At 54.4% G+C, this 24,964-nt stretch carries 25 protein-coding genes and 1 tRNA gene; 15 read left to right on the plus strand and 11 right to left on the minus strand.

Annotation, left to right across the window (positions count from 1 at the left end; all coding sequences use genetic code 11):
* Positions 1 to 84: 84 nt before the first annotated feature.
* Positions 85 to 1,476 carry a GABA permease gene (gabP, locus tag JSY17_RS18610; protein WP_117186069.1) on the minus strand — a complete coding sequence of 464 codons (1,392 nt, stop codon included), beginning with the start codon at positions 1,474 to 1,476 and terminating at the stop codon, positions 85 to 87.
* A gap of 528 nt (positions 1,477 to 2,004) precedes the next feature.
* Here gabP and JSY17_RS18615 point away from each other — a divergent pair.
* The 5 genes from JSY17_RS18615 to JSY17_RS18635 all read left to right on the plus strand — a co-directional run bounded on the left by JSY17_RS18615 (position 2,005) and on the right by JSY17_RS18635 (position 6,272).
* Positions 2,005 to 2,778: an ABC transporter ATP-binding protein gene (locus JSY17_RS18615; RefSeq protein ID WP_117183126.1), complete on the plus strand. Its 774-nt coding sequence runs from the start codon at positions 2,005 to 2,007 to the stop codon at positions 2,776 to 2,778.
* Positions 2,779 to 2,791: 13 nt separating this feature from the next.
* On the plus strand, positions 2,792 to 3,556 hold the full coding sequence (locus tag JSY17_RS18620; protein ID WP_206402684.1) for an ABC transporter substrate-binding protein: 765 nt from the start codon (positions 2,792 to 2,794) through the stop codon (positions 3,554 to 3,556).
* 66 nt (positions 3,557 to 3,622) lie between these two features.
* On the plus strand, positions 3,623 to 4,318 hold the full coding sequence (locus tag JSY17_RS18625) for an ABC transporter permease (protein ID WP_200979520.1): 696 nt from the start codon (positions 3,623 to 3,625) through the stop codon (positions 4,316 to 4,318).
* Entirely contained in the window at positions 4,315 to 5,004 is a 690-nt protein-coding gene (locus tag JSY17_RS18630) for an ABC transporter permease (protein ID WP_117167445.1), read from the plus strand. The genes JSY17_RS18625 and JSY17_RS18630 overlap by 4 nt, the downstream gene beginning before the upstream one ends.
* Before the next feature lie 50 nt (positions 5,005 to 5,054).
* On the plus strand, positions 5,055 to 6,272 hold the full coding sequence (locus JSY17_RS18635; protein WP_206402683.1) for a methyltransferase: 1,218 nt from the start codon (positions 5,055 to 5,057) through the stop codon (positions 6,270 to 6,272).
* Between the two features lie 291 nt (positions 6,273 to 6,563).
* On the opposite strand, the gene JSY17_RS18640 is transcribed toward JSY17_RS18635, so the two are convergent.
* The 3 genes from JSY17_RS18640 to JSY17_RS18650 form a co-directional block, all read right to left on the minus strand.
* Positions 6,564 to 6,893 carry a hypothetical protein gene (locus JSY17_RS18640; protein ID WP_117167443.1) on the minus strand — a complete coding sequence of 110 codons (330 nt, stop codon included), beginning with the start codon at positions 6,891 to 6,893 and terminating at the stop codon, positions 6,564 to 6,566.
* 159 nt (positions 6,894 to 7,052) lie between these two features.
* Positions 7,053 to 8,327 carry a glucarate dehydratase family protein gene (locus JSY17_RS18645; protein ID WP_206402682.1) on the minus strand — a complete coding sequence of 425 codons (1,275 nt, stop codon included), beginning with the start codon at positions 8,325 to 8,327 and terminating at the stop codon, positions 7,053 to 7,055.
* Between the two features lie 21 nt (positions 8,328 to 8,348).
* Positions 8,349 to 9,695, minus strand: a complete 1,347-nt coding sequence (locus tag JSY17_RS18650; RefSeq protein ID WP_122370625.1) for an MFS transporter — start codon at positions 9,693 to 9,695, stop codon at positions 8,349 to 8,351.
* Between the two features lie 106 nt (positions 9,696 to 9,801).
* Between JSY17_RS18650 and JSY17_RS18655 the strand changes: the two genes are divergently transcribed.
* The 3 genes from JSY17_RS18655 (at position 9,802) to JSY17_RS18665 (ending at position 12,580) form a co-directional block, all read left to right on the plus strand.
* A complete protein-coding gene (locus JSY17_RS18655; protein WP_122370618.1) occupies positions 9,802 to 10,713 on the plus strand; it encodes a LysR substrate-binding domain-containing protein in 912 nt (303 codons plus the stop codon).
* A 204-nt stretch (positions 10,714 to 10,917) separates the two neighbouring features.
* Positions 10,918 to 11,751, plus strand: a complete 834-nt coding sequence (locus tag JSY17_RS18660) for a glycosyltransferase (protein WP_206402681.1) — start codon at positions 10,918 to 10,920, stop codon at positions 11,749 to 11,751.
* A 25-nt stretch (positions 11,752 to 11,776) separates the two neighbouring features.
* On the plus strand, positions 11,777 to 12,580 hold the full coding sequence (locus JSY17_RS18665) for a 2OG-Fe(II) oxygenase (protein ID WP_122370619.1): 804 nt from the start codon (positions 11,777 to 11,779) through the stop codon (positions 12,578 to 12,580).
* Positions 12,581 to 12,595: 15 nt separating this feature from the next.
* Here JSY17_RS18665 and JSY17_RS18670 read toward each other — a convergent pair whose 3' ends face one another.
* Positions 12,596 to 13,606 carry a J domain-containing protein gene (locus tag JSY17_RS18670; protein WP_206402680.1) on the minus strand — a complete coding sequence of 337 codons (1,011 nt, stop codon included), beginning with the start codon at positions 13,604 to 13,606 and terminating at the stop codon, positions 12,596 to 12,598.
* 661 nt (positions 13,607 to 14,267) lie between these two features.
* Here JSY17_RS18670 and JSY17_RS18675 point away from each other — a divergent pair.
* The 7 genes from JSY17_RS18675 to JSY17_RS18700 all read left to right on the plus strand — a co-directional run bounded on the left by JSY17_RS18675 (position 14,268) and on the right by JSY17_RS18700 (position 18,773).
* Positions 14,268 to 14,343 (plus strand) — tRNA-Thr (locus JSY17_RS18675).
* Positions 14,344 to 14,762: 419 nt separating this feature from the next.
* Positions 14,763 to 15,020: a DUF6124 family protein gene (locus JSY17_RS18680; protein WP_206402679.1), complete on the plus strand. Its 258-nt coding sequence runs from the start codon at positions 14,763 to 14,765 to the stop codon at positions 15,018 to 15,020.
* Between the two features lie 408 nt (positions 15,021 to 15,428).
* On the plus strand, positions 15,429 to 15,614 hold the full coding sequence (gene yhhA / locus JSY17_RS26115) for a YhhA family cyclophane-containing RiPP (protein ID WP_408636102.1): 186 nt from the start codon (positions 15,429 to 15,431) through the stop codon (positions 15,612 to 15,614).
* Between the two features lie 16 nt (positions 15,615 to 15,630).
* Complete coding sequence (yhhB, locus tag JSY17_RS18685) at positions 15,631 to 16,752, plus strand: cyclophane-forming radical SAM/SPASM peptide maturase YhhB (RefSeq protein ID WP_200979536.1); 1,122 nt, start codon at positions 15,631 to 15,633, stop codon at positions 16,750 to 16,752.
* A complete protein-coding gene (yhhC, locus tag JSY17_RS18690; RefSeq protein WP_206402678.1) occupies positions 16,749 to 17,330 on the plus strand; it encodes a cyclophane-containing peptide 2OG-Fe(II) oxygenase YhhC in 582 nt (193 codons plus the stop codon). The genes yhhB and yhhC overlap by 4 nt, the downstream gene beginning before the upstream one ends.
* Positions 17,327 to 18,151 (plus strand): aKG-HExxH-type peptide beta-hydroxylase, encoded by an 825-nt coding sequence (locus JSY17_RS18695; RefSeq protein ID WP_206402677.1) that lies wholly within the window; start codon positions 17,327 to 17,329, stop codon positions 18,149 to 18,151. The genes yhhC and JSY17_RS18695 overlap by 4 nt, the downstream gene beginning before the upstream one ends.
* A gap of 7 nt (positions 18,152 to 18,158) precedes the next feature.
* Positions 18,159 to 18,773: a polyamine aminopropyltransferase gene (locus tag JSY17_RS18700; RefSeq protein WP_206402676.1), complete on the plus strand. Its 615-nt coding sequence runs from the start codon at positions 18,159 to 18,161 to the stop codon at positions 18,771 to 18,773.
* Between the two features lie 428 nt (positions 18,774 to 19,201).
* Here the strand turns inward: JSY17_RS18700 and JSY17_RS18705 are convergent, their stop codons facing one another.
* The 6 genes from JSY17_RS18705 to JSY17_RS18730 form a co-directional block, all read right to left on the minus strand.
* Positions 19,202 to 19,714, minus strand: coding sequence for a PBECR2 nuclease fold domain-containing protein (locus tag JSY17_RS18705; protein WP_332875327.1), 513 nt, complete (start codon positions 19,712 to 19,714; stop codon positions 19,202 to 19,204).
* A 519-nt stretch (positions 19,715 to 20,233) separates the two neighbouring features.
* Entirely contained in the window at positions 20,234 to 20,533 is a 300-nt protein-coding gene (locus JSY17_RS18710; RefSeq protein WP_206402675.1) for a hypothetical protein, read from the minus strand.
* Positions 20,534 to 20,989: 456 nt separating this feature from the next.
* Entirely contained in the window at positions 20,990 to 21,769 is a 780-nt protein-coding gene (locus JSY17_RS18715) for an SDR family NAD(P)-dependent oxidoreductase (protein ID WP_206402674.1), read from the minus strand.
* Between the two features lie 93 nt (positions 21,770 to 21,862).
* On the minus strand, positions 21,863 to 22,606 hold the full coding sequence (locus JSY17_RS18720; protein WP_117183110.1) for a YkgJ family cysteine cluster protein: 744 nt from the start codon (positions 22,604 to 22,606) through the stop codon (positions 21,863 to 21,865).
* A gap of 113 nt (positions 22,607 to 22,719) precedes the next feature.
* On the minus strand, positions 22,720 to 23,838 hold the full coding sequence (locus JSY17_RS18725) for an NADH:flavin oxidoreductase (RefSeq protein WP_206402673.1): 1,119 nt from the start codon (positions 23,836 to 23,838) through the stop codon (positions 22,720 to 22,722).
* Between the two features lie 301 nt (positions 23,839 to 24,139).
* Positions 24,140 to 24,910: a hypothetical protein gene (locus JSY17_RS18730; RefSeq protein ID WP_205417946.1), complete on the minus strand. Its 771-nt coding sequence runs from the start codon at positions 24,908 to 24,910 to the stop codon at positions 24,140 to 24,142.
* Positions 24,911 to 24,964 lie beyond the last annotated feature (54 nt).

A 24,964-nucleotide genomic window follows, 5' to 3' on the forward strand; every position in this document is an offset into this window, starting at 1 on the left:
CTCATTTATCAAGAACGACCGTTCAGAGCCATGCAATATTTTTCGCGAATGAGCGGATAGCCGCCCGATTCGCTTCCACACAGATCAGTTCAAAGCAGCAGCCCCAACCCGCGAAGCCTTGCGGCGGCGGGAGACCAGCAGGCCTGCAGCGATTACCAGCAGGCTGAGCAGGCCGGTGGCGATGATTTCCACGCGGTGGTCCTGCTGAACCAGCATCACCGTCAATACGGCAACGATGAAGAAAATCACCGCCCAGGTCAGCCATGGGAACAGCCACATCTTGAAGTCAATGGCCTCGCCCTTGGCGGTACGCTTCTGGCGCATGCGCAGTTGGGAAACGGCGATGACCAGGTACACCAGCAAGGCGATTGCGCCCGAGCTGGCGAGCAGGAAATCGAACACGGCAGCCGGAGCGAAATAGTTGGCGAATACCGTCAGGAAAGCCGCTGCGGTCGACAGCATCACCGCCCAGTGCGGCGTGCCGCTCTTGCTGGTGCGAGTGGATACGGCGGGAGCATCACCACGCTTGCCCAGGGAAAAGAGCATGCGCGAAGCGGTGTAGAGGGCGGAGTTCAGGCAACTGGTCACCGCAACCAGAACCACCAGATCCACGATCAGCTTGGCGTTGGGAATCCCCATCACATCCAGCACTGTCTGATACGAGCCCACCTCAGCCAGACGGCTGTCGTTCCATGGCACCAGCGATACGACGATAAAGATCGAAACCAGATAGAACAGGAAAATCCTCCAGATCACCGAGTTGGTGGCCTTGGTGATCTGTTTGCCCGGGTTCTTGGACTCGGCAGCCGCGATGGTCACGATCTCGGTGCCCATGAAGGAGAACATGGTGGTCAGCATTGCTGCCAATACCGCGCCCAGGCCGTTAGGCATAAAGCCCTGGGTATCGAACAAGTGGCTGACGCCGCTGACATTGCTGGTCGGCAGCAGCCCGAAGATCGCCACAACACCCAGCACCACGAACGCGATGATCGCCACGACCTTGATCAATGCGAACCAGAACTCGAACTCGCCGTAGTTCTTGACGCTGAACAGGTTGGTGGCCGTCAGCAGCAGCGTAATCACCAGAGTGAACACCCAGATCGCCACATCGGGAAACCAGGCATGCAGGATGGTCGCGGCAGCGTTGGCTTCCAGCGGGATCACCAGTACCCAGAACCACCAGTACAACCAGCCGATGGTGAAACCGGCCCAGTGCCCGATGGCACGATCGGCGTAGGTGGAAAACGAACCGGTATCGGGAGAGGCCACAGCCATTTCGGCCAGCATGCGCATCACCAGAACAACCAGCGTACCGGCTGCGGCATAGGCGAGCAGCACGGCTGGGCCGGCTTCGGCAATCGCATGGCCTGAGCCTACGAACAAACCTGCGCCGATCACACCGGCAATCGACAGCATCGTGATGTGCCGAGGTTTCAGCCCCTGTTCGAGCTCGGAAGAGTTAGCGGTACTGCTCATGAAAACCACCTTTTGCAAGACGAGCGATACACACCGAAATTCCTCGTAAAAAGAAAGCAACGGTGCTGTTCTTTATTATTTACGCAAAAAGTGCGCCAAAATATTTCAAAAACGACGTCGCGCCTGGAACACAAGGGATGCAGCCCGGAAATCACGACTGGCAGTGAAAGAATTTTTTCCAGTATCGGCAGACTTTGTTACCGAATACCTCACGACCCGAGCACCTTGGCGCACCGAAAACACACACCATAGACTCATAAAGCCCAAATATGGTGCAACGCAGCGCAAAAGATCCTTCCAACCCCCGGCCAAAGCTGGCAACATCGCGCCTTTTTCGCGCATTCCGGCCGGGAAACAGGCATCAAACAGACGCATCGCTTGCCTTGCGGCGACAGTCTGCTGCGATGATGCGACACCCATCGCATAACACTGCCCGCCGGACCTGACGCTGTTGGTTGTCCTTCGAGCCCTGTGCTAGCTTGGCGCTCGCCCCGGTCGAAGGGCACACAAAATATATGAGGTCCCCACATGGCCGAGGCCACGCCCGCCCTGGAAATCCGCAATCTGCACAAGCGCTATGGAAAGCTGGACGTGCTCAAAGGCATCTCGCTGACCGCTCGTGACGGTGATGTGATCTCGATCCTGGGTTCATCCGGTTCAGGCAAGTCCACACTGCTTCGCTGCATCAACCTGCTGGAAAACCCTCATCAGGGTCAGATCCTGGTGGCGGGTGAAGAACTGAAGCTCAAGGCCGACAAGAACGGCGAACTGGTCGCGGCAGACAACAAACAGATCAATCGCATGCGCAGCGAGATCGGTTTCGTTTTCCAGAACTTCAATCTGTGGCCGCACATGAGCGTGCTCGACAACATCATCGAAGCTCCACGCCGCGTACTGGGCCAAAGCAAGGCCGAAGCCATCGAAGTGGCTGAAGCGCTGCTGGCCAAGGTCGGTATCGCCGACAAGCGCCATGCCTATCCCGCACAGCTTTCCGGTGGTCAGCAGCAACGCGCCGCCATCGCACGCACTCTGGCCATGCAGCCTAAAGTGATTCTGTTCGACGAGCCGACCTCCGCGCTGGACCCGGAAATGGTCCAGGAAGTGCTCAACGTCATCCGCGCACTGGCCGAAGAAGGCCGGACTATGCTGCTGGTGACCCACGAAATGAGTTTTGCGCGACAGGTTTCCAGTGAAGTCGTCTTTTTGCATCAGGGACAGGTCGAAGAACAGGGCACACCACAGCAAGTATTCGAGAATCCGCTGTCGGTAAGGTGTAAACAATTCATGTCGAGCAATCGCTAACGGAGCAACCCCCATGCAGATGTACAAGAAGTTCCTGCTGGCAGCCGCTGCCACTGTGGCAATCAGCAGCAGTGCTTTTGCTGAAACCCTGAAAATGGGTATCGAAGCCGCTTACCCGCCGTTCAACAACAAGGACGCCAGCGGACAGGTCGTCGGTTTCGACTACGAAATCGGTCAGGCCCTGTGCGCCAAGATGAAAGCCGAGTGCTCGGTCGTCACTTCCGACTGGGACGGCATCATTCCGGCCCTCAACTCCCGCAAGTTCGACTTCCTGATCTCGTCGCTGTCGATCACCGACGAGCGCAAGCAGGCGGTGGACTTCACCGATCCGTATTACTCCAACAAACTGCAGTTCATCGCCCCGAAAGACTCGCAGATCAACACCGAGACCGTCGAAGCCGCCAGAGAGTCGCTCAAGGGCAAGATCATCGGAGCCCAGCGCGCCACACTGTCCGGCACCTGGCTTGAAGACAAGCTGGGCGACAGCGTGACCATCAAGCTCTACGACACTCAGGAAAACGCCTACCTCGACCTGGCTTCCGGCCGTGTCGACGCGATGCTGGCCGACAAATACGTCAGCTACGAGTGGCTGAAAAGCGACGCGGGCAAGAATTTCGAGTTCAAGGGTGATCCCGTCGAGCAGAACGACAAGATCGGCATTGCCGTGCGCAAGAGCGACCCGCTGCGCGAAAGGCTGAATGACGCTCTGAAAGAAATCATCGCTGACGGCACCTACAAGAAGATCAACGACAAGTACTTCCCGTTCAGCATTCTCTGATCTGCCTGACGTGACCGTTGCGTCTTCTGCGAAGGCGTGACGGTTCGTCCCTAGCAAAGCCTGCCCATGAATATTGACCTCCAAGGATTCGGCCCGGCCCTTGCGGCTGGTGCGCTGATGACTGTTCAGCTTGCCCTCTCGGCCCTGTGTCTGGGGCTGATACTGGGGTTGCTCGGCGCCCTGGCCAAAACCTCGCCTTACAAGCCATTGCAATGGCTGGGCGGTACTTACTCGACGCTGGTGCGCGGTATTCCCGAATTGCTCTGGGTGTTGCTGATCTACTTCGGCACCGTCAACGGCATGCGCGCCCTGGGCGAAATGCTCGGTATTCCCGGACTTGAACTCAACGCCTTCGCAGCAGGCGTCATTGCCCTGGGGCTGTGCTTCGGTGCCTATGCAACCGAGGTCTTTCGCGGCGCGATTCTGGCCATCCCCAAAGGCCATCGCGAAGCCGGGCTGGCGCTGGGCATATCGCGCTCACGCATTCTGTTCAAACTGATCCTGCCACAGATGTGGCGCATCGCCCTGCCGGGCCTGGGCAACCTGTTCATGATTCTGATGAAAGACACCGCACTGGTTTCGGTCATCGGCCTGGAAGAAATCATGCGACATTCGCAGATTGCCGTCAGCGTCACCAAGGAAGCCTTCGTGTTCTATCTGGTCGCCGCCTTCATGTATCTGGGTCTGACGATCCTGGCCATGATCGGCATGCACTTTCTGGAAAAACGTGCCGCTCGCGGCTTCGTGAGGAGCGCGTCATGAACTGGGAAGTCATCATCAAGTGGCTGCCGAAACTGGCTCAGGGCGCGACCCTGACCCTGGAACTGGTGGCGATTGCGGTTACCGCCGGTCTGATCATCGCCATCCCGCTGGGTATCGCCCGCTCGTCAAAACATCTGTACGTGCGCGCGCTGCCTTATGCCTACATCTTCTTCTTTCGCGGCACGCCGTTGCTGGTGCAGCTGTTTCTGGTCTATTACGGCCTGGCGCAATTCGAAGCGGTACGCAAAGGACCGTTGTGGCCTTATCTGCGCGACCCGTTCTGGTGTGCCGTCATCACCATGACCCTGCATACCGCCGCCTATATTGCCGAGATCCTGCGTGGCGCGATCCAGGCCGTGCCGGTGGGAGAAGTCGAAGCGGCACGGGCGCTGGGCATGTCCAAATGGAAGGCGCTGTTTTACATCGTCCTGCCTCGCGCAGCCCGCATCGGCCTGCCTGCCTACAGCAACGAAGTGATTCTGATGCTCAAGGCCAGCGCCCTGGCCAGCACGGTCACGCTGCTGGAGCTGACCGGCATGGCGCGCACCATCATTGCCCGCACCTACCTGCCGGTGGAGATTTTCTTCGCGGCTGGCATGTTCTATCTGGTCATGGCCTATGTGCTGGTCCAGGGGTTCAGATTGCTGGAGCGGATATTACGCGTAGACGCCAGCCAAGGGCGCTGATATGAAGAGGGCTGGCTTTTACCGAGTCAGCCCTCACACCGGTCACCATCATGCCTTCCGATACTTGCTTGCAGGATGAACACCTTCGCAGCCGCTTTCGGGCGCTGGACAGCTTTCTATTCGCGCATCAGGCGCTGTGGCGGCCCAAGCCTTTCACGCACCTGCAAATGGCGTGGGAGCAACACTATCCGACGCTGGCCCAGTGGCTACGAGCGCGCACGCTGGATGAGGCCGAAGCGGCACACAACCACCCCGAACGTCTCGACGCGCCCTACCCCTTTGCGCAACTGGCTGATGAAGCCTTTGAACTGGGACATATCGGCGAACTGCCTGCATACCCGCTCGCCCCTGTGGAGCCACGCCAGAGCGTCGATGTGCCGGGTCGTAAATGGCAACAGATCGAAGCCTTCGCCAGCCACCTGCAGTGGCGTGACAACGCCAGCCACTGGCTCGACTGGTGTTCGGGCAAAGGACATCTGGGACGTCGCCTGACGCACAGCGGGCAGAAACTGACTTGCCTGGAACGCGACCCGGCCCTGGTCGAAGCCGGTCGTAAACTCAGCGCCCGGCAACACATCGATGCCGAGCATCTGCAGCAGGATGTCATGGCCGATGACACCTGGCGCCATCTCAAACCCGAACACACACCCGTCGCCCTGCACGCCTGCGGCGATCTGCATGTGCAATTGATGCAGGTCGCCAGCCAGACAGGCTGCATACAAATGGCCATTGCCCCGTGCTGTTACAACCGCACGCGGTTCGACGAGTATCAGGCCCTTTCCAGCGAAGGCCGCAGCTCCGCCTTGAAGCTGTCACGGGACGAACTGGGCCTGCCGTTGAGCGAAACCGTCACTGCGGGTGCGCGGGTCCGCCGTCAACGCGACACCTCAATGGCCCGCCGCCTTGGCTTTGACCTGCTGCAACGCCAGCTGCGGGGTGTCGATGAATACTTGCCCACACCTTCATTGCCCGTGAGCTGGCTGGATAAACCCTACAGCGACTACTGCCGCGAACTGGCAGAACTGAAAGACCTCCCAGCCCCCGGCCAGCAGGACTGGGCCGAACTGGAGACCGCTGGCTGGCAACGACTGGCCGAAGTGCGAAATCTGGAACTGCTGCGCAACCTGTTCCGTCGACCGCTGGAATTATGGCTGGTCCTGGATAGAGCCATGTACGTTCAGGAACATGGCTACAGCGTCAGCGTCGGCACCTTCTGCGACAGCCGACTGACACCCCGCAACCTGCTGGTTCTCGCACAAAAGCAATGACCCAAATCAACGGAACATCCTGTGGATAACTCTGTTGATGAAAATTCAGACAAGCGTTCTAAAACCTTAGTGCGCCAGTTACTGAAGCGCCTTGTTTTTTCCTGACACCCGGGTCAGAAGCCTCGAAAAACGGCACTTTCAGGCAAAACGTGAATCACCGCTCATCTATGTGCCAAAAGCGTTTTTTTTCTGAAGTGATTGTGCATAAAAACTCGAAGGCTCAGGTTTTTCGCGAATGAATTGGCGAACACTCAACATTCAAACACTTCAATTGGGGAATGGGTTCCAGCTCTATCTACGTGCCAGCTCATGCTTGATGCACTGCTCGTAGTAGGTCTGCTTGATGGCGGCGGGCTTGAGGCGGGAAGAACTTCTGTAGGTCTGTTCGGTGATGCCCATGGCAGTCATGCGCATCCAGGGCTGGGGAAACTTGCGGGCCTGCAGTTTGTTGCGTGCGCCGTAGAGGGAAATCCCGGCAAGCTTGGACTCCTGAGCCCCCGCCGCAATGCCCGAACCCCATGTGCATATCGAGCGAGTGCTCTTGGTCAACTCCTTGGCCTGAACCCCGACCGAAACGCCGGCCAGGACAAAAAACGCAACGTTCAATGCAAAACTGCGCATAGCGTCAGCACCCAAGCTTCTGAAAGGAAGGCGAGTTTGCCAACGAAACAGAAATCAAAGGGCCAGCTATGTGCTTCTTTTCATGGATGTTTTTGGGATGTGTCCTTGTTTCGCGAATGAATTCTCTCCTACCACCGAGCGAATTCATTCGCGAAGGCTTCAAAACCTCGGTTTGACGGTTTTCCAGTCCGGCTTGTAGCGCTGCATCTGCTTCACGTCATCACGCTGGCGGATGCCGCAGCTCAGGTATTGGTCGTGCAGCTTGCCCAACTGGTCGTAATCCAGCTCCAGTCCAAGACCGGGAGCGCGGGTGATTTTTACGCAGCCGTCGACGATGGGCAGTTTTCCGCCCTTGATCACTTCCTCATCCGGCTCCTGCCAGGGGTAATGGGTGTCGCAGGCGTAATCCAGATTGGGCACCGAAGCGGCCACATGCGCCATGGCCATCAGGCTGATGCCCAGGTGTGAGTTGGAGTGCATGGACACGCCAAGGCCAAAGGTCTGGCACATTTTCGACAGCGTCTGGGTATCACGCAGGCCGCCCCAGTAATGGTGGTCGGCAAGGACGATCTGCACGCTGTTCAGCGCAACGCTACGGCGGAACTCATCGAAGTCGGTCACCACCATATTGGTCGCCAGCGGCAGCCCGGTGCGTTTGTGCAGTTCAGACATGCCTTCCAGCGTCGGTGTCGGGTCTTCGTAATATTGCAGGTCATCGCCCAGCAATTCGGCCATGCGGATGGACGTTTCCAGCGACCAGTTGGCATTCGGGTCAATACGCAACGGGTAACCGGGGAATGCCTTTTTCAGGGCCTTGATACAGGCCACTTCATGCTCGGGCTCCAGCGCGCCGGCCTTGAGCTTGATGCTCTTGAAACCATAGGCCTCGATCATGCGCCGGGCCTGGGCCACGATCTGCTCTTCGTTCAGGGCTTCGCCCCAGTTATCCGCCTTGTAAGGCGAGTCGATATGCTGCGCGTACTTGAAGAACAGATAGGCGCTGAACGGCACCTCTTCACGAATCGCGCCCCCCAGCAGGTCCACCAGCGGCACGTTCAGGTAATGGGCCTGAAGGTCCAGAAACGCGACTTCAAAAGCCGAGTAAGCATTGCTCACCGCCTTACTGGCATGGGAGCCGGGCGCCAGTTCCGCACCGGCCAGGCTGTCGGTCTTGTTGGCTGCCACTGTGGCTTGCACGATGCTGCGCAACTGGTTGAGGTTGAACGGGTCGAGACCGATCAGTTGATCCTTCACACGCTCCTGAATCGCCAGTGCCGGAGCGTCGCCGTAGCTCTCGCCCAGGCCGATGTAGCCATTGTCGCTCTCGATCTCGATGATCGAGCGCAGCGCGAAGGGTTCGTGAATGCCACTGGCATTGAGCAGCGGCGGATCGCGAAAGGCGATGGGGGTCACGATCACTCTTTTGATTTTCAAGGTAATGCTCCCGATCAGATATCAATGTGTTGCAGCGCGACCAGGCACTGCCGCTTCGACAGGCTTGCCCCGTCGATTGGCAGGCGTTGTGCGGGCAAAGAAGATCACCACGGCAGCCAGCAGCGAGGTTGCCGCCAAGCCATACAGACCACCTTCGATGGAGCCTGTGGTCTGTTCCAGAATCCCGAAGGTGGTAGGCGCGACGAAACCGCCCAGATTGCCGATGGAGTTGATCAGCGCGATCACCGCCGCAGCGATGCGGGCATCCAGATAGCTTTGCGGGATCGGCCAGAACAGCGCGGACGCGGCCTTGAAGCCGATGGCGGCAAAACAGATGGCCACGAAGGCGAAGACCGGGCCGCCGGTTGTCGACATGAACATGCCGAACGAAGCGATAACCAGCGTCAGCGCAACCCAGGCCTGCTGAAACTTCCATTTGCTGGCCATGGCCGCAAAGCCATACATCGCCACGATGGAAATGATCCAGGGCACCGAGTTGAACAGGCCGACCTGGAAGTCACCCAGATTGCCCATTTTCTTGATCATGCTGGGCAGCCAGAAGGTCGCGCCGTAGATGGTCAGGGCGATGGAGAAGTAGATGAAACAGAACAGCGCAATCTGCCGGTCCGCCAGCAGCTTGAAGATCGATGGTCTGGCGACCTGATTGGCTTCCCGCTCACGCTGCTCATCGGCAATCGCGGCAATCAGCACACTTTTCTCTTCCTCGCTCAGCCATTTCGCTTCACGGGGATGGGATTGCAGCCAGAACCAGACAAACCCGCAGAGCAGGACCGATGCGAAGCCTTCGATCAGGAACATCCACTGCCAGCCATGCAGCCCAAGCCCCGTGATATGCAGCAGCGCACCGGAAACCGGCCCGGAAATCACCGAAGCGATGGCAGAACCGCTGAGGAAAACCGCCATGGTCTTGCCTCGTTCGGACGAAGGCAGCCATTGGGTGAAGTAATAAATGATGCCGGGGAAAAAGCCTGCCTCGGCTGCCCCCAGAATGAAACGCAGCACATAGAAACTGGTTTCACCCTGCACGAAAGCCATGGCCATCGCCGCTGCGCCCCAGGTGAACATGATGCGCGTCAGCCAGGCACGAGCGCCGTAACGTTGCAGCAGCATATTGGACGGCACTTCGAACAGCGCATAGCCGACAAAGAACAGCCCGGCCCCCAGCCCATAGGCCGCGGCACCAATACCCAGATCGGTTTCCAGGTGGCTGCGCACAAAACCGATATTCACGCGGTCGATGTAGTTGACGATGAACATCACCACAAACAGCGGCAATACATGACGCTTCACTTTGGCCGCTGCCCGGGCAAGCACGGCAGGGTCGGAAGGACTCTGGAGATTCTTCAAGATGCGACTCCCGTTCGTTGTTTTTGTAGGGACGAGCCGATCATGGACGCGGTGATTGTTCCCGTCTAGTCTAACTTGGCATTCCATTGATACCCGGATTAGATCAATGTTCGAACTGACTCAACTGCGCTGCTTCACCACTGTCGCGACTGAACTCAATTTCCGCCGCGCCGCAGAACGGTTGAACATGACTCAACCGCCACTCAGCCGTCAGATCCAGTTGCTGGAACATCATTTGGGCGTCGATCTGTTTACCCGCAACACGCGCAATGTGGCCCTGACAGCCGCCGGTCGCGCCTTCTTCATCGAAGCCCAGAACCTGCTGGAGCGCGCCCAGCAAGCCGCCGTCACGGCCAGACGCTTCGCCGAAGGCGATATCGGGTCGGTCAATATCAGCTTCGTCGGCAGTGCGGTGTATGAGTTTCTGCCCAAGGTCATCGCCGAAGCGCGGCTCAAGCAGCCACACGTCAGAATCAACCTGTCGGAAATGAACACCTACCAGCAGCACGAAGCCCTGCGTGCGCGGCGCATCGATCTCGGTATCGTGCGCACGCCCTTGATGGAGCCCGGCTACGCCACCGAATGCCTGGTGCGCGAACCCTTCGTACTGGCCGTCCCCGCCAGCCACCGGCTGGCCAGCAGCGAAACCGTCTCGGTCAAGGATCTGGATGCGCAGCCCTTCCTGATGTATTCCCACTCGGCCTATCCGCCATTCAACGAACTGCTGACCGGCATGCTCCGCTCGGCACGGGTTGCCCCGGAATATGTGCAATGGCTGGGTTCGTCATTGACCATACTGGCGCTGGTCAATGCGGGGATGGGGCTGGCACTGGTCCCGCGCTGCGCAACCAGCGTGGTGTTCAGAAACGTGGTGTTTCGGGATATCGATCTGGGGGAAGGTGTGCAGAGCGAACTGCATCTGATCTGGACCGAAAACAACGACAATCCGGCGTTTGCGATGTTGCTGGAAGGGATCAGAAAAGCCGTGCGCGAAGGCTGGGGTGCCAGCAATCATTAGGGTTTACGTATCGGGCGGAGGATTATAGGATAAGCCCCGCTACTTTTCCTGCTAGTTGCATAAGGATATTACCCTCGTTACTTGGCTATTGATCTAGATAGTCATGATCTGCGTGCGTGGGCGTCTTTCAGGAAATATAAAGAAACAATTAAATGCGAAAGCGCTTTTTGCGTCGGCGTCCAAGCGATTGATGAGTACAAGACGATGAGCAATTCTGATTCAGTATCTGCTAAAACACCTACCTTCAGCATCGCCATAGTCAATTACAAGACTCTCGAAATTACCAAGATATGCCTTGATCTGTTGCAACAGCATCTGGGCAATACCCCGCATCAGGTCTGGGTGGTGGACAACGATTCCGCCGATGACAGCACCGAATACCTGCGCACACTGGACTGGATCAACCTGATCGAGCGCAAGAGCCCCGGACCGGAGTGCGGTCATATCGCCCACGGCAAGGCTCTCGACATGATCCTCGAGCGGACCGAAACCGATTATCTGTTCCTGCTGCACACCGATACATTCATCTTCGACAAGAAGGTGTTTTCCATGATGCTGAAGAAGTGCATCAGGAACCCGAAAGTTGCAGCCGTCGGTTGTGTCGAACAGTTGAACCGTGGCACTGCCAGAACCATCTGGCGCTTCAGCTCCCGCCTGTTCAAACATCACTTCCGTCGCCTGAAACTCGCTCTGGGCCTGCGTTCCAAACAACCGAAGCCCTATCGCGAAGCCCACCTGAAAAGCTTCTGCACCTTGTGGAACACCAAGCTGATGAAGCAGCACAACCTGCACTTCCAGATGGATGATCGTGTGCCGGGTTATACCCTGCAGGACACCATGGTCGAGCTTGGCTATGACATCGAGTTTCTGTCGCCACGCAAGATATTCAGCTACCTGGACCACATCCAGGCAGGTACTGTTTCGGCAGCCGGTGGCTATGACACGACGCATCGCCGGGTCAAGATGTACAACGAGATCCTGGAGCGCATCAACAAGAACAACGCTCGCAGGCAAAATGCGCCGACAATGAACACCTGATGAATTTATGACTATTGGAGCGGCAATGACAGCAACTCACCACACACTGCCCATTACCCTGGCTCCAGAGCTTGATTTCGACCTGGCAGCCGCGGGCGAGCTGGGTCAGTCGCTGACCGATAGCTACACCCAGGCCACACCATTCGCGCATATCGTCCTCGACGACTTTCTACCGCCGGAGCTGATCGCCAGCATCTGCGAACACTTCCCCGCCGAGCCGACCGACAACGAAATGCTCTACGAGCGCGGCTACAAGGGTCAGCACAAAAGACAGATCAGCCCCAATGAATGCGACCCGCATCTGAAGAAGATCTTCAGCGCCTTCAACTCGGCCCCCATGCTGCACTTTCTTGAAAAGCTCACCGGCATCGAAGGCCTGATCCCGGACCCGTACTTCACCGGCGGCGGCCTGCATGAAACCAAGAAAGGCGGCTTCCTGGGCGTGCACTCGGACTTCAGGCTGAACAAGAAGCTCAATATCGACCGCCGCATCAACGCCATCATTTACCTCAACCCGGACTGGAAAGAGGAATACGGCGGCAACCTGGAGCTCTGGGATGTGGACATGCGCACATGTCTGAAAAAAGTCCTGCCGATCTACAACCGCTGCGTGATCTTCAACACCGACGCCGACAGTAACCACGGCCACCCTGAACCGCTGACGACGCCCGAGCACATCACTCGCCGCTCGGTTGCGCTTTACTACTACACCGCATCAAAGGGGCCAATCGACCCCACGCAAAGAAACAAGACCCACTACAAGCCAAGGCCCAAAGACCTCATAAGCCCCAGGTACTACCTGAACAAGCTCATCAGAAAGAAAAACTGAAGGATCTGACAGCCGTCAGAACTGGTCGTTTTTCAGATTGGAGAACTGCGAATTGCGGTTCTGCAGCTTGCGCAGTGTCAGCTTGTAGACACTGGATTTGACCTGGCTGCCCATGGGCGTTTCCTCGAGCAGAATCCGGTTCGAGGCAAACGCACAGCCAGTGTTGAGCATCTTGTATTTGAGCAGGTACAGGCCGGCGTCCATCTTGGAGAAAGCGAACACCGCTCCGGCCGGAATGAACGCATGCCGAAAGGCATTGCGACCTACCGCATCGGTGACCTTGGCGTAAACCGCCGACTCACCACCCGTATTGTCGATGATGATCTGTGACCAGCCGTTGTCCTTGCGCAGCGGCATGTCCTTCACATAGCCCGCCTTCTGCGGCCATGGAGCGCCCATGGGGTCGAGATCCGGAATCACGCACTCGGGCTGGGCCGGATCCACCAGCTTGATCGGGTTTCCCACCGGAGCTTCTGCTGGCTCGGGCACTGGTGCTGGCTTTACCCAGGAATGAGCAACCGGCAACGCCTCGGTCGGCACATAGGCCTTGCCTGCGTTCGGGTCATACCCCATCCAGACACCGGCTCCGCAAAAAATCATGAACACCAGCGCCCAGCGCAACACACTGCGCCGTCGCTTGCGACGCGCAGCCTTTGAGGATGGAGCGGCCTGAGACGTATTCGGCTGCGCCGCACGAGGCTGCACAGGACGGGTGGCAGGCGCAGCCGCCGCGTAGGCACTGGCAGCGCGCGCACCGGCTGTTTGCAGCTGTCGGCTGCGCAAATAGGCGTCTCTGGCTCTTTGCTCTTCATACGCAAGCTGGGCGTCATAGGCGGCACGCTTTGCAGCATCAGCCAACACATCATGAGAGGCATTGAGAATGCACATCCGGTCTGAAGCGTCGGGGGCCGGATTCCTGTCCGGGTGCAACTGCTGGGCCAGCTTGCGATAGGCCTTCTTGATCTGTTCAGGAGAGGCATCGCGAGCGACCTTGAGCTGCTCGTAATGAGTAAGTGTTCTCTGCATACGTCTTGCAATCCATGGCGACATGCCACTTAACAAGCTCTATATCGGCAAGATGTGCGCTTACATCAGTCCAAATAGCCCGCAGACAGACTGAAATGCCCGGATCCTTGGACCCGGGCATTTTTTGAAGCATTAGTTCAGATTAAAAATGACTACTTTTCAGACAACCCCGACCAGCGATTTACTGCATACCGTGGCAAGGTCTCGATCCCTCGAATACTCATGACAATCCTTGTCCTGTCGACTGAAAAGCCAACAACCCTTTCCGTGTTGCCAGTGGTCCGGGCCGTTGAAACCAAGCTTATGCAAGCCCCCGCAGCCCCGCAAATGGGGGCAAATCGCCAATAGCCGCCGCAAGAGAAAAACCAGTGCGGATTGCCATCACCATCCAAGTACCTGATTCAAAAGGCCCACTCAAAAAGTCCGAATACCGGGCAAGCCTCGGCCCCAACTCCAGACACCCAAGACAACGCCCAGCAGCCCTGCTTTCAACGCCACCCTCCAGCCCCATCGCCCAGCAACCGGAGAAATCCCCTACGCATCGACCTATAGCAATCCTGCATTCAGACCACAAGCCACACCACTCCTCGGTTTTTTTCAACCGAATCAGACAGCTAGGCTTTACAAGCGCAACAGACTCTATATACTCGCAGCCCATTACGCCGGTATAGCTCAGTTGGTAGAGCAACTGACTTGTAATCAGTAGGTCCCGGGTTCGACTCCTGGTGCCGGCACCATACGAAGTACCAAAAGAGGCTCACCGAAAGGTGGGCCTTTTTTGTTTGGGGTGAAGCTTTTGTGAGAGGGAGCTTGCTCGCGACGGCCCCGGTTGACGGTCTCCGCCCACTAACGCCGTAGGAATCGTCTGAACTTCAGCGATCCCCCCAACAACCGCTTGTAGATACCTGACGCCACGACTACCTTCCTGCCCTGTCGCAAAACCAGCGACCGGGTTTAGTCGCCCGCACAACGTCAAGCCAACATGCGCTTCTGTTCAGCGCCGCGTCCTTGAGACCGGCGTGATGCTTTATGGTGGCTGTGCACGGGGCATCTTCGGATGCGCCGGGTGCTTGACGTTCCGGTCGACTAACCCGTGCATGGCCGCCACCTTCGTTTAGTCGCGGAAGTGATGGCTCAACCACGTCAAGGAGTCACCATGATCGGAACCACCCCAACCCCACCCCGCGATATCGCCACCAGCCTGTTCACCGTAAAGCCAGGCGTAAGCATTGAAGATGCGCTGATACTCGCCTCCGAATACCTGACCTGCGCAGTAGCTACCGCTCATGAAACGGCGGATAACAGCACGAAGGAATATCGACCGCTGGCTCGGGCCGTGGTGCATCAGATCGAAGCAGCGTTGGCGTTGGTAGAGGCTTCGGTGGTGGGGTTGGAGAAGCGAAAGGCAGGGTGAACACAACATTACGAGTTGATTAGGACTCGTCGTCTTTCTCCATACGGGTTCATCCAAGCGGAGCTGCAAATCCGTCCTCTTTGGAGGGACCTAACTGCCTGTAGAAAACCGCTGATTTTTATCAGTGGATAACTTGATCACTGCCGCAGCCCCCTTTTAGACCCGCTACCACGGAGGCCTCGGGCACTGCATACCGAAATCATCGGGATTTTCTGATGCCAGTTCTCTATTTTTTATTTTGAATAAAATATCTGTTTGTTTTTTATAGGATTTTTATTATTTCATTTTTTAGAATTTATATAAAAAAAATCTATTTAATTGATTTTTAAAGATTTTTTAACGGGTTGCGCGTTTTCTATGTTTTGGCTATCGTAATGCCATCACCCACACAGAGATAGGATATTGGCAATGTTAGACACCCAAAACCAAAGTGATCCCACCCCAAACCAAGCCAGTTCGTTTGGCTCGAAGGTGGAAATTGATCCGACGAACCTTTCGAGTATCACACTCGCGCGCTTGGCGGAAGAAGTTAAAAATCACGACCCTATGGTATACGGATCGTTCGATCGCGTTCATAACCGTCATAATCGTTAATTAGAAGGTGTAGTACGTGCAAATTGATACGGTTCTGGTGAAAGTAGCGAGCAGATGTAATATTAATTGCACGTACTGCTATATATATAACATGGGAGACGAAGGTTGGCGTGACATGCCAAATTTAATATCCAAATCCATAATAAAAGATTTGGCACGCTCCCTTGCTCAGCTAATCAAAGACCAAGTTAATCAATTTGCTACCGTACTTCATGGGGGGGAGCCTTTAATGCTGGGAGCGCGGCGCCTCCAGTATTTGCTAACGGAGCTTAGAAGCGTTTTGCCCCTTGACTATCCGATAAGTCTACAAACAAATGGAATTTTGATCACGGACGAAATTTTAGATTTGTGCGCACAGTATAAAGTTAGCGTATCAGTCAGCATTGATGGCCCTCAAGCCATCAATGACAAATTTAGAGTAGACAAACAAGGACGAGGAACTTATCAGAAAGTCATTGACGGTATCACTCTCCTTAAAAACCACTCAGATTCCGAATTCCTCTATGCAGGGTTATTGTCTGTTATCGACCCTAGCTCAGACCCCGAAGCAGTTTATAACTGCCTAAAGGGGCTTGGAGCAAAATCTATAGACTTCCTATATCGAGATGGCAATCACACTAACCTCCCCCATGGTAAAGACAGTTTAATCTCGACGGAATATGGAGAGTGGCTAGCCAAACTGCTGGACATATATATTGCTGACAAAGAGCCTGTTAAAATTAGATTTCTTGATGATATCTTGCGTATCGCGTTAGGAGGTTTTGGTGTTAAAGAGGGGCTTGGCGATAATTTTTATGGCATCGCCATTATTGAAACTGATGGAAGCCTCTCCAAAAATGACACATTAAAAAGTAATTTTGACGGCGCAGATAAGTTTGATGAAAAATGGGTAATAAAAACAGATCGATTATCAGAGGCATTTAATACATCAAGCTTCGAAGAGTACTATAAGCTGCAGCGCCCAACGTCAAGCGAATGTAACTCTTGCAAATACCTAACTATATGTGGCGGTGGAATGCCACTTCATCGCTGGAGTAGGGAAAACGCATATAACAACCCATCAGTCTACTGCAGCGATCAAAAACTACTTATAAGTAAGGCTATTTCCATTCTTAATAAAGAAGGAATGCTCCATTGACGCTTCCTAACTTTATAAATACTCCAAGAATGGCCCCTTTCCCTCACGCGCTACAAGAGAACGCGCTTTCAGACGTAGACAGTGAGGTGCTTCTTACCTGGCTTGAAGGTGATGCGCCCTGGAAATTAAAAATTGCCGAATTCTACCAGCAGTATGAATTTAGCTTTCATGGACTACAGCTACCAGATCGCATTAACAGAATTCTGTCAACAGAAGCCATAAGGAGGCTCCGGGAAAATATCGAAAAAATATTTAGAGTTAATTTATCTGAAAGAATTGATATAACAGCGCACAAACTAATAGGTAGCCAAGTAATTAAAATACATAACGACTTCATCCCGAAGCAAGAAACTCATAGAGTTCTAATTCAACTCAATAGAGGCTGGACAGAGGAAAATGGGGGTATTTTAATGATTTTTTCTGACAGAACACCTGAAAGTTTATCGAGTGCATTCTTGCCGCTGCACAATACTGCCTTTGCATTTGAAATATCACCTAGATCGTTCCACGCTGTATCTGCTATAAATTCTGGAAAAAGATTTACTATTGTTTTTTCGTTCTTTAAGGATGAGAAATGAGTTCTTTAAAAACTCATATTCAAAAGTATCTGAATAATTCTCAATCTGATATATGGTGGCCAAATCTCGCGTCATTCATTATTTTTCATTCGGACCGCTACAGCTACCATATAGAAAACTATAGCACTGCTTCAATAATTAGTAGTAAAGAAGCTGAGCCAGAGAAGACTCTTCCTATCTCCGCCCTTTCGGCTACAAAATTAGAGTTCCTATGTGACACACATGCTAAATTTTTCGCTAAGCAAGAGGTAAGGCAGATAAGCCTTGAGCGGTTTTGCGCTCCAGAAACAATAGAAAAAATAGACTCTGCCATCGATCTAATTAGGATATCTCCTACACTACTTGATGTTATCTCAAACTTGGTAAAGTCAGTCCATATAATCCATGCCCCCCCTGGCTTTGACATAAGTTTTACCGACCCAGAATTACCGTTTAGTATTTTCATTTCCATTACAACAGATAATAATCACCCTAAATTGAGGCTAGCAGAATCCATCATTCATGAAGCTATGCATCTCCAGCTCTCAATTATAGAGAAAGAAATTAGCCTAATTCATAATGACAAATCAAAATTTTATTCACCATGGAAAAAAATGTTACGCCCGACATCAGGAATTATGCATGCACTGTACGTATTTACTGCAATTAAACAATGGCTTGATTTGATAAAAAATACGCCCGAAGGATACGACTATGCATGCTATCGAGTAAAGGAAATTCAAGAAGAGCTTGCTTCATTAGACTATGAGGCTTGTTACGACGCCCTTACTGATAGCGGAAAAATATTATTTGATACCATGATCTGTTCCCTAAAAGGATAAATACTTTATGTCGAATCAGAAATCACGTACACTTGAATTGAAATTTGATATCAAAAACAGAGATTATCTTATTTGGAATGATCAAGTGGTGATGTCCAGCAGTGAAACTGATTACTTTGAGAAACTTTTCAGAAAACTTAAAAAAATCAATATTTTATCGAAAAACACTTTAGAGATAGGCTTTGGGCTAGGAATTTCTGCAAAACTAATCCAGAAAGAACTTTCACCCAATAGACATGATATCGTAGAAATAGATAAAGGAATATATAGCGATTTACTGGCATTTTCTCATCAGCACCCTTCGGTAAAGCCTATCTTAGGCGATTGGAGATCCTTAGAGCTAAGTAAAAAAGAGTATGACTTTATTTTTCATGACTCTTACGATTACAGCGGTGCCGAAGGCTGGGAGTTTGATAGCTTAAGAGATGACTATGATACATTTAAAAGTATCTTGAAGCCTGGCGGTTATGTGTGCCACCCACACTTCGGAGATGGACCGGTCAGGGATGTTAATGGTTTCGAAACCGTTATTTTAGAACGCTTAGTAGTAGCGCCAATTTTGATGTGGGACAAAACCATATGTCATGATGCTGCTATAGTATTGCGAAAACCTATTCGATAAATCAATAAAAGCAAGCTTAATCTCTATTCTATACAACCTCTTTGGACAAATGCTTTTTTAGTAATACGTACCAGGAGGTGGTTATTACTCAGACTTAATCTATCTCCCACAGCACACAGATAAAAAGCAAAAGTTACTCGCACTTTTTATAATATCTCTGGCTTTCTCACGTTCCTAAATGCCTAGCACCACGAATAACTTCCTACCCTGTAATTTAGTCGAAAAGTACGATGGCTCAACCAAAGTCCCATAAACCCAACACCATTCATCATTTTTTATTGACGACACCGCAAAGGTGAATAGCGTCATCCTTGAGCGCGAAACCAGTTGCCTCCCAGCGGCTATAACTGGCATAGGAACCCCGTCGATGGTTGGGACATCAGCGTAGGGTGAGACCTCCCCCCTGCTTGAGGGTGTGTATATGAATATCAAGCATTAAGTTCGAGGGTTACTGTCACCAGTAGCCCTTTTTCTTTGCGCTCAAATAAGTGTGTAACGCTTGTACGCCGCTCGCCATGGCGATGCTTGTTGAGCGATTTGGCATCAGAGTGCATGAAATTCCAGAGCATCTGCCGTTTCGACTCATACGCGCCGATGAAGGCCAGACGCTGTGTACCGTCGGTGAAAGCGACTTTCCAGACTTCCAGCGGTCCCGTGAGCGTATCTAAAGCCAGTTTCACATAGCGCTCGCGGGCATCCTGTCGTTTTTCAACGATGTGATAAATGCTCTTACGCAGGATCGTCACCTCCCCCATCGGCGTCTCGACGGTTAGAGCCTGTATCGCAGGGTCAATAAATCCCAGGTATTGAGCTGTAGTCTCAATGGCCTCTTCGTGGGTAGTAGCGGCAATGACTTCCTCCAAGGCGTGCACGCGCAGCTCACGTGCAAGGGTACGCAGATCGGGAAGGCCGCTCTGAACCCATGTGAGCTGGCCTTTCACCTCAGAAATTCTGGTTGGGAGAATGTCCGCACTCAGACATGATGTTCGTTGCATGCAATGGCTGGATCACTAGTGTGTGATAGGTCTAAATCGGCGCGATGCCCAGCACCACGGCTATAGCCCTGCCTGCCGACAAACCAGTGCCACCGTACACAAAACCAACAGCCTCAGCCGCCCCCGAAAAGCTAACAACCTGTAGGACGCTTCTGAACTTCAGAGATACCCTCTTCCACGCCTTGCACCTCACGTAAATCAAGGCCTAACCTCCCCTCGTCGCCAACACAACGATCGGTTTTAACAGGCTGCATCATGGCGGTTGTACGCGAGGCACATTCTTGTGCGCCGGGCTCCTTGATTCCTGGTCTGTCAACCCGCGTAAAGTCGCCACCATTCTGATTGACAGCAGAAGGTATCGGCTCAACCAATCAGGGAGATTCGACAGGATCAGATCCACGCCACATTCGCCCCAGACTCAAGCAACGACCCGCGATTTCAACATCGGTCAGTAGATTCTTATCCTCATAACGCCAGCCCTTCACCCGAGTCATTCGCAGCCAGCCAAGCCGAGGAAATTTTTATCGTGCGGGCCAATGGTGAACCAAGCCTCTCAAACGCCAAGGCATAAAGCGCTATACCGTCGTCAATCAATCGATGAGCCAGTCGTTCCTGCTCCTGATCACGAAAGGCCACGCATCGGGCACCGTCCAGGCAGAGCCTGGCGGCAATACGGAAATGAGCTGCGGCTTCATCAGGCTTGAGGGACGCCAATCTGATCAGGTCGCGGGGTGGAAGGCGGGACAGTAGTGAGCGGTCAATCATGGAAAGAGCCTCCGTGATCGAAGTGCAGCAAGGTCTGACGTAGCGGGCGGTGCGCGTGCGTAAAAGGGGGGAAAGCCATCATCCTTGGTTCCTCAGACGGATTAAGGAGCTGCCATCCACCGTTGCGACACGGATAAAGGGTGGCAGACCGTACGAGGGTCGCAAACCGGTGTCTGAGGAAACCGGCCAGACCGAAGCCTGCCCCGCACGGTCCGCCATAGAAATACGCTAGCCGGACACTGGAAGCGCCAGCTAGAGAGCTATGGCACGAAACCGCGCCTCAGAAACACATCAGGTTGCGACACCCGGCCACAGGATTGACTGTGGCGAGACTAGGCTAACGGCAGGGCTGCAAATCTAGTAGTCGGACCGCGCCCACGCAATCAACGTATGTGTCTTGTTGTTTCGTAGGCTTTTTCTGGCGTCCTGCCACCAAGACCCAACGTTCAATAACACTCAATTCATTACCCGCGAAAACGCCGCCTGATGCAGCCAGCGCGGGGTCGCCCACATGAAGATGACGTTGATCTTGTTGACGATTCCAGGCACGACGCTGATGCGTCCCGCTTGCAGCCCTCGAATGCCTGCACGTACCACTGGTGCGGGCTGCATCATCATGGCTTTCAGGCCGGGGGTGATTTTCTGTTGGGCGGAGCTGGCGAATTCGGTGTTTGTCATGCCGGGGCACAAGGTTGTAACTGTGATGCCATCGGCTTTGAGTTCGCGGTGCAGGGCTTCTCCGAGGCGCAGCACGTAGGCCTTGGCGGCTGAGTACACGGCAAAGTTCACGACGCCCTGGTAAGCGAGCATGCTGGCAACCTGAAGAATCTTGCCACGCTTACGCCGCTTCATGTCCTGGGCAAACAGGTGAGTCATGGTCGTCAGACTGGTGATGTCGAGCTGGATCATTGCCAGCGTTGCATCCAGTTGGCTGTCGGCAAACGGGCCTTGCAGTCCATGGCCGGCATTGTTGATCAGGATATCCACAGGCAGGCCGCGGCTGTTCAGGTCTGAGTGGAGTTTCATGACTTCGGCATGCATGGCAAGGTCGACCTGTTCGACCACAACCTCGACGCCATATTGCTTGCGCAACGACTCTGCCAGGGTTTGCAGACGCTCCAACCGACGGGCGACCAATATCAGAGGGTGGCCCATTGCAGCATATTGCCTGGCAAACTCTTCACCAAAGCCACTGGATGCACCGGTCACCAGAACCCAGCCTTTTGCAGTATTCATTGAAGTTCTCTCGGTCAGTCAGGACAATTGACTGCGCTTACTCAGGTAGGCGCCCAATATATTGAATGGATAACAAGGTGGAACTTTGCAGCGTTATAAAGCTTGGTAGAGGTAATCGCCGGAGTATTCACGGGTCAATGGAACTTGCGCTTCAGTCAATTGCTGTCGCAAATAAGGATTGTCCGTATGAACTTCCCAGCGGCTGTCGAAGTCCGTGACGTTTATATCCCTGGTCTGGATTGCCGCAAGCAGTGCTTCACGCTCGGGGAAATAAACCACGAATCCATCGCCTTTCCAGCTGGCAACGTTCATCCCCAACGATGCGCAGACCGCTACCTTGGTGGCTGCGTCTTCTCGATCTGCCTGTCTGGACTGGTTGATCAAGGCCCTCAAGGGCGGGTTTGCAACGCCATCGGTGCACAGGATTTCACCGCTCTCCCATGACTCTGGCGGGCATAACTTGTTTTCTTTACTTATGCTAATGAACGGATTTATTTCCATCGGATAAATCTGACATACCAATGGTCGTTCTTCGTAAATCCCACAAAGGTTATCGGCCCGCAGGTTGGGACATTGCTTTAAAGCGTTTCCGGTAAATATGGCAATGACATGAATGTCGCTCTTGCCTGCACTGACTTTGGTGGCCCGACTTGTATTATGAAGATACTCCGGTGTTTCTGCTCCTTCAGGTAATGGGCTGAAGGCCTCAAGTATTACGGCAACATCATCGCCGCGCTCAAGCCATTGTTCAGCCTCACCCATCGTTAAAGGAACAAGTCGGTCTTTACAGCAGATACCACAAGTCACGCATGTATAGCGCACTGCGTTGTTATTCATCGTGTGTTCCGATTAACCGCTGCCGCCTTCGTTGAGCTGTTCCAGCCAGAGGGGCAATTCTTGACCTTGCAGCGCCGCCTCATCCATTGCGGTGGGCGGCGATGCAATGACTGTCAGTTCAGCGTGGCCAGATCTGCGGCTGCGAAGCCGCGCAGTTCCTGGGTCTGGCCCGTGCGGACCTTATGTGCCCAGTCCGCGTCCGAGATCAGCACGCGGCCGACAGCGATCAGGTCAAACTCTTCGCGCTCCATCCGGCCATGCAGGCTGTCCAGTGCTGCTGCACCCGAGTCGGCACCGCCGAAGGCGTTGAAGAAGTCAGAGTCCAGTCCGACCGAACCGACGCTGATCGTTGCCGCGCCTGTCAGCTTCTTGGCCCAGCCGGCAAAGTTCAGGCCTTCGGCACCGTCGATTTCCGGGAACTCCGGCTCCCAGAAGCGCCGTTGCGAACAATGCAGAATGTCCACGCCGGCCTCGACCAGCGGTGCCAGCCAGTCGGTCATTTCCTGAGGCGAGGTTGCCAGCCGTGCGCCGTATTCCTGCTGCTTCCACTGGCTTACGCGCAGGATCAGCGGGAAGTCCGGGCCGACGGCGGTGCGGATGGCGCTGACAATTTCAGCCGCGAAGCGCGAGCGCTCGCGGATCGTTGCGCCACCGAAAGTATCGGTGCGTGTGTTGCTGCCGGACCAGAAGAACTGGTCGATCAGGTAACCGTGCGCGCCGTGCAATTCCAGCGTGTCGAAGCCCAGGCGTTTGGCATCCACGGCAGCACGGACGAAAGCAGCGACGGTGTCGGCGATATCCTCTTCGGTCATTGCCACGCCGTGCGGATCTGCCGGACCGATCAGCCCGGAAGGACTTTCAACAGGGCCATCTGGCTCCCATCCTTGCGCGCCTTGCGGTGCCCGGATGGCGCCGGTATGCCAAATCTGCGGAGCGATGAGGCCGCCGGCGGCATGCACTTCTTTGGCCACTTCAGCCCACCCGGCCAGAGCGGCATCGCCATGGAAAAATGGAATACCTGGCATGTTGCGCGAGGCAGGCCGGTTGACCACGGTGCCCTCGGTAAGGATCAAGCCCACGCCGCCTTCTGCACGACGACGGTAATATTGCGCATGGGCAGCACCGGGAATCCCGCCTTTGGCCATGCCCCGCGTCATGGGGGCCATTACGATGCGGTTGGGAAGCTTCAGGCCTTTCAGGGTGAACGGCGTAAACAGGATGTCGTCCGACATGGCATTTCCTTTGGATGTTTACCGCGATTGCAGGGTGGGAGGCCACTGCGCTGCAATCGTTACGGCGACTCGCTCAATGGCCAGATCGCGCCGAAACAGGCACGCCTTGGCGCTCAAGCTGTTGGATGCATTTAATGATGATGAACATAATCAAAGACGTCAACGACTTTTATTATGACGATCATAAAAATGCGCTCAGGCATCTATCGGAGAATGACAGAGCCACGGAGGAAACCGGGCGTGAATCGTGGTGATTACTTCCGCCCGGATGACTCGTCATTGGCTGTATGAATGTTCCCCTTCAGGACTTGACTGAAGGCATGGCCTCGATGGAAACGGCGCTGGCATTGGCAAAAGAGGCTACAGCACCCGGTTTGCCTGAATGACGCAATTGCATCCACAACACAGCAGCTGCCAGGGAGGCGGCCACGGTCAGGCTCAGCCACAAGACGATCAGCAGGCTGAAAGAAACGCTGTTGTTCAACTCGCGGAAGATCCCGAGCGCAAATGCGCTGTACCAGGAAACCGCAGAAAGCGCGCCCGAAACCAGAAAGATCGCAATACGGCTACGGGAAACCCCATCCAGAATCGGCTGGCTCATGTCGCGTAAAACGACGGGCAAGACGAATACATGGATAAGCATGCCGTTGAGAGTCAAAGCCGCAACGATGCAGACTTTTGCCCACAGTTTGGGGTTGCCGAGTTTTTCCGGCGACTCCAGGCCATAGAGCGCAAGAAACCCCAGCCCCGACAGCCACAGAAGACCCAGGCCTATGGCGACCACGGTGCTGATGAACGTGAAGGTGCTCTTGATTTCAGTCGGCAGGCTGCCCTTGCGCATCCAGCGCAGGATCCAGTAATCCAGCATGGTCGCGCCGCCCAGACCGAAGCACAGGCCGATAAGATGCAGGCCTACCAGAACGGTCAGTACTCGCACATGGGGAAGCGGATCGGGCAAATCGATCTGGAGTGCACGCGGGTCCGCAAGCGCAGGTTCGCAGACAGATATAGCCAATGCCCCTGCCACCAAGGGTATGACCGAATAGAGCGGACGTGCGGTTGGTTTGTTCATTTGTAATTACCTCGGCCAAGCAGACCTTATCCATGAGAAAGTCAAAATCCTTGC

Origin of the sequence: Pseudomonas capsici (assembly GCF_017165765.1) — a bacterium.
Lineage (GTDB): Bacteria > Pseudomonadota > Gammaproteobacteria > Pseudomonadales > Pseudomonadaceae > Aquipseudomonas > Aquipseudomonas capsici.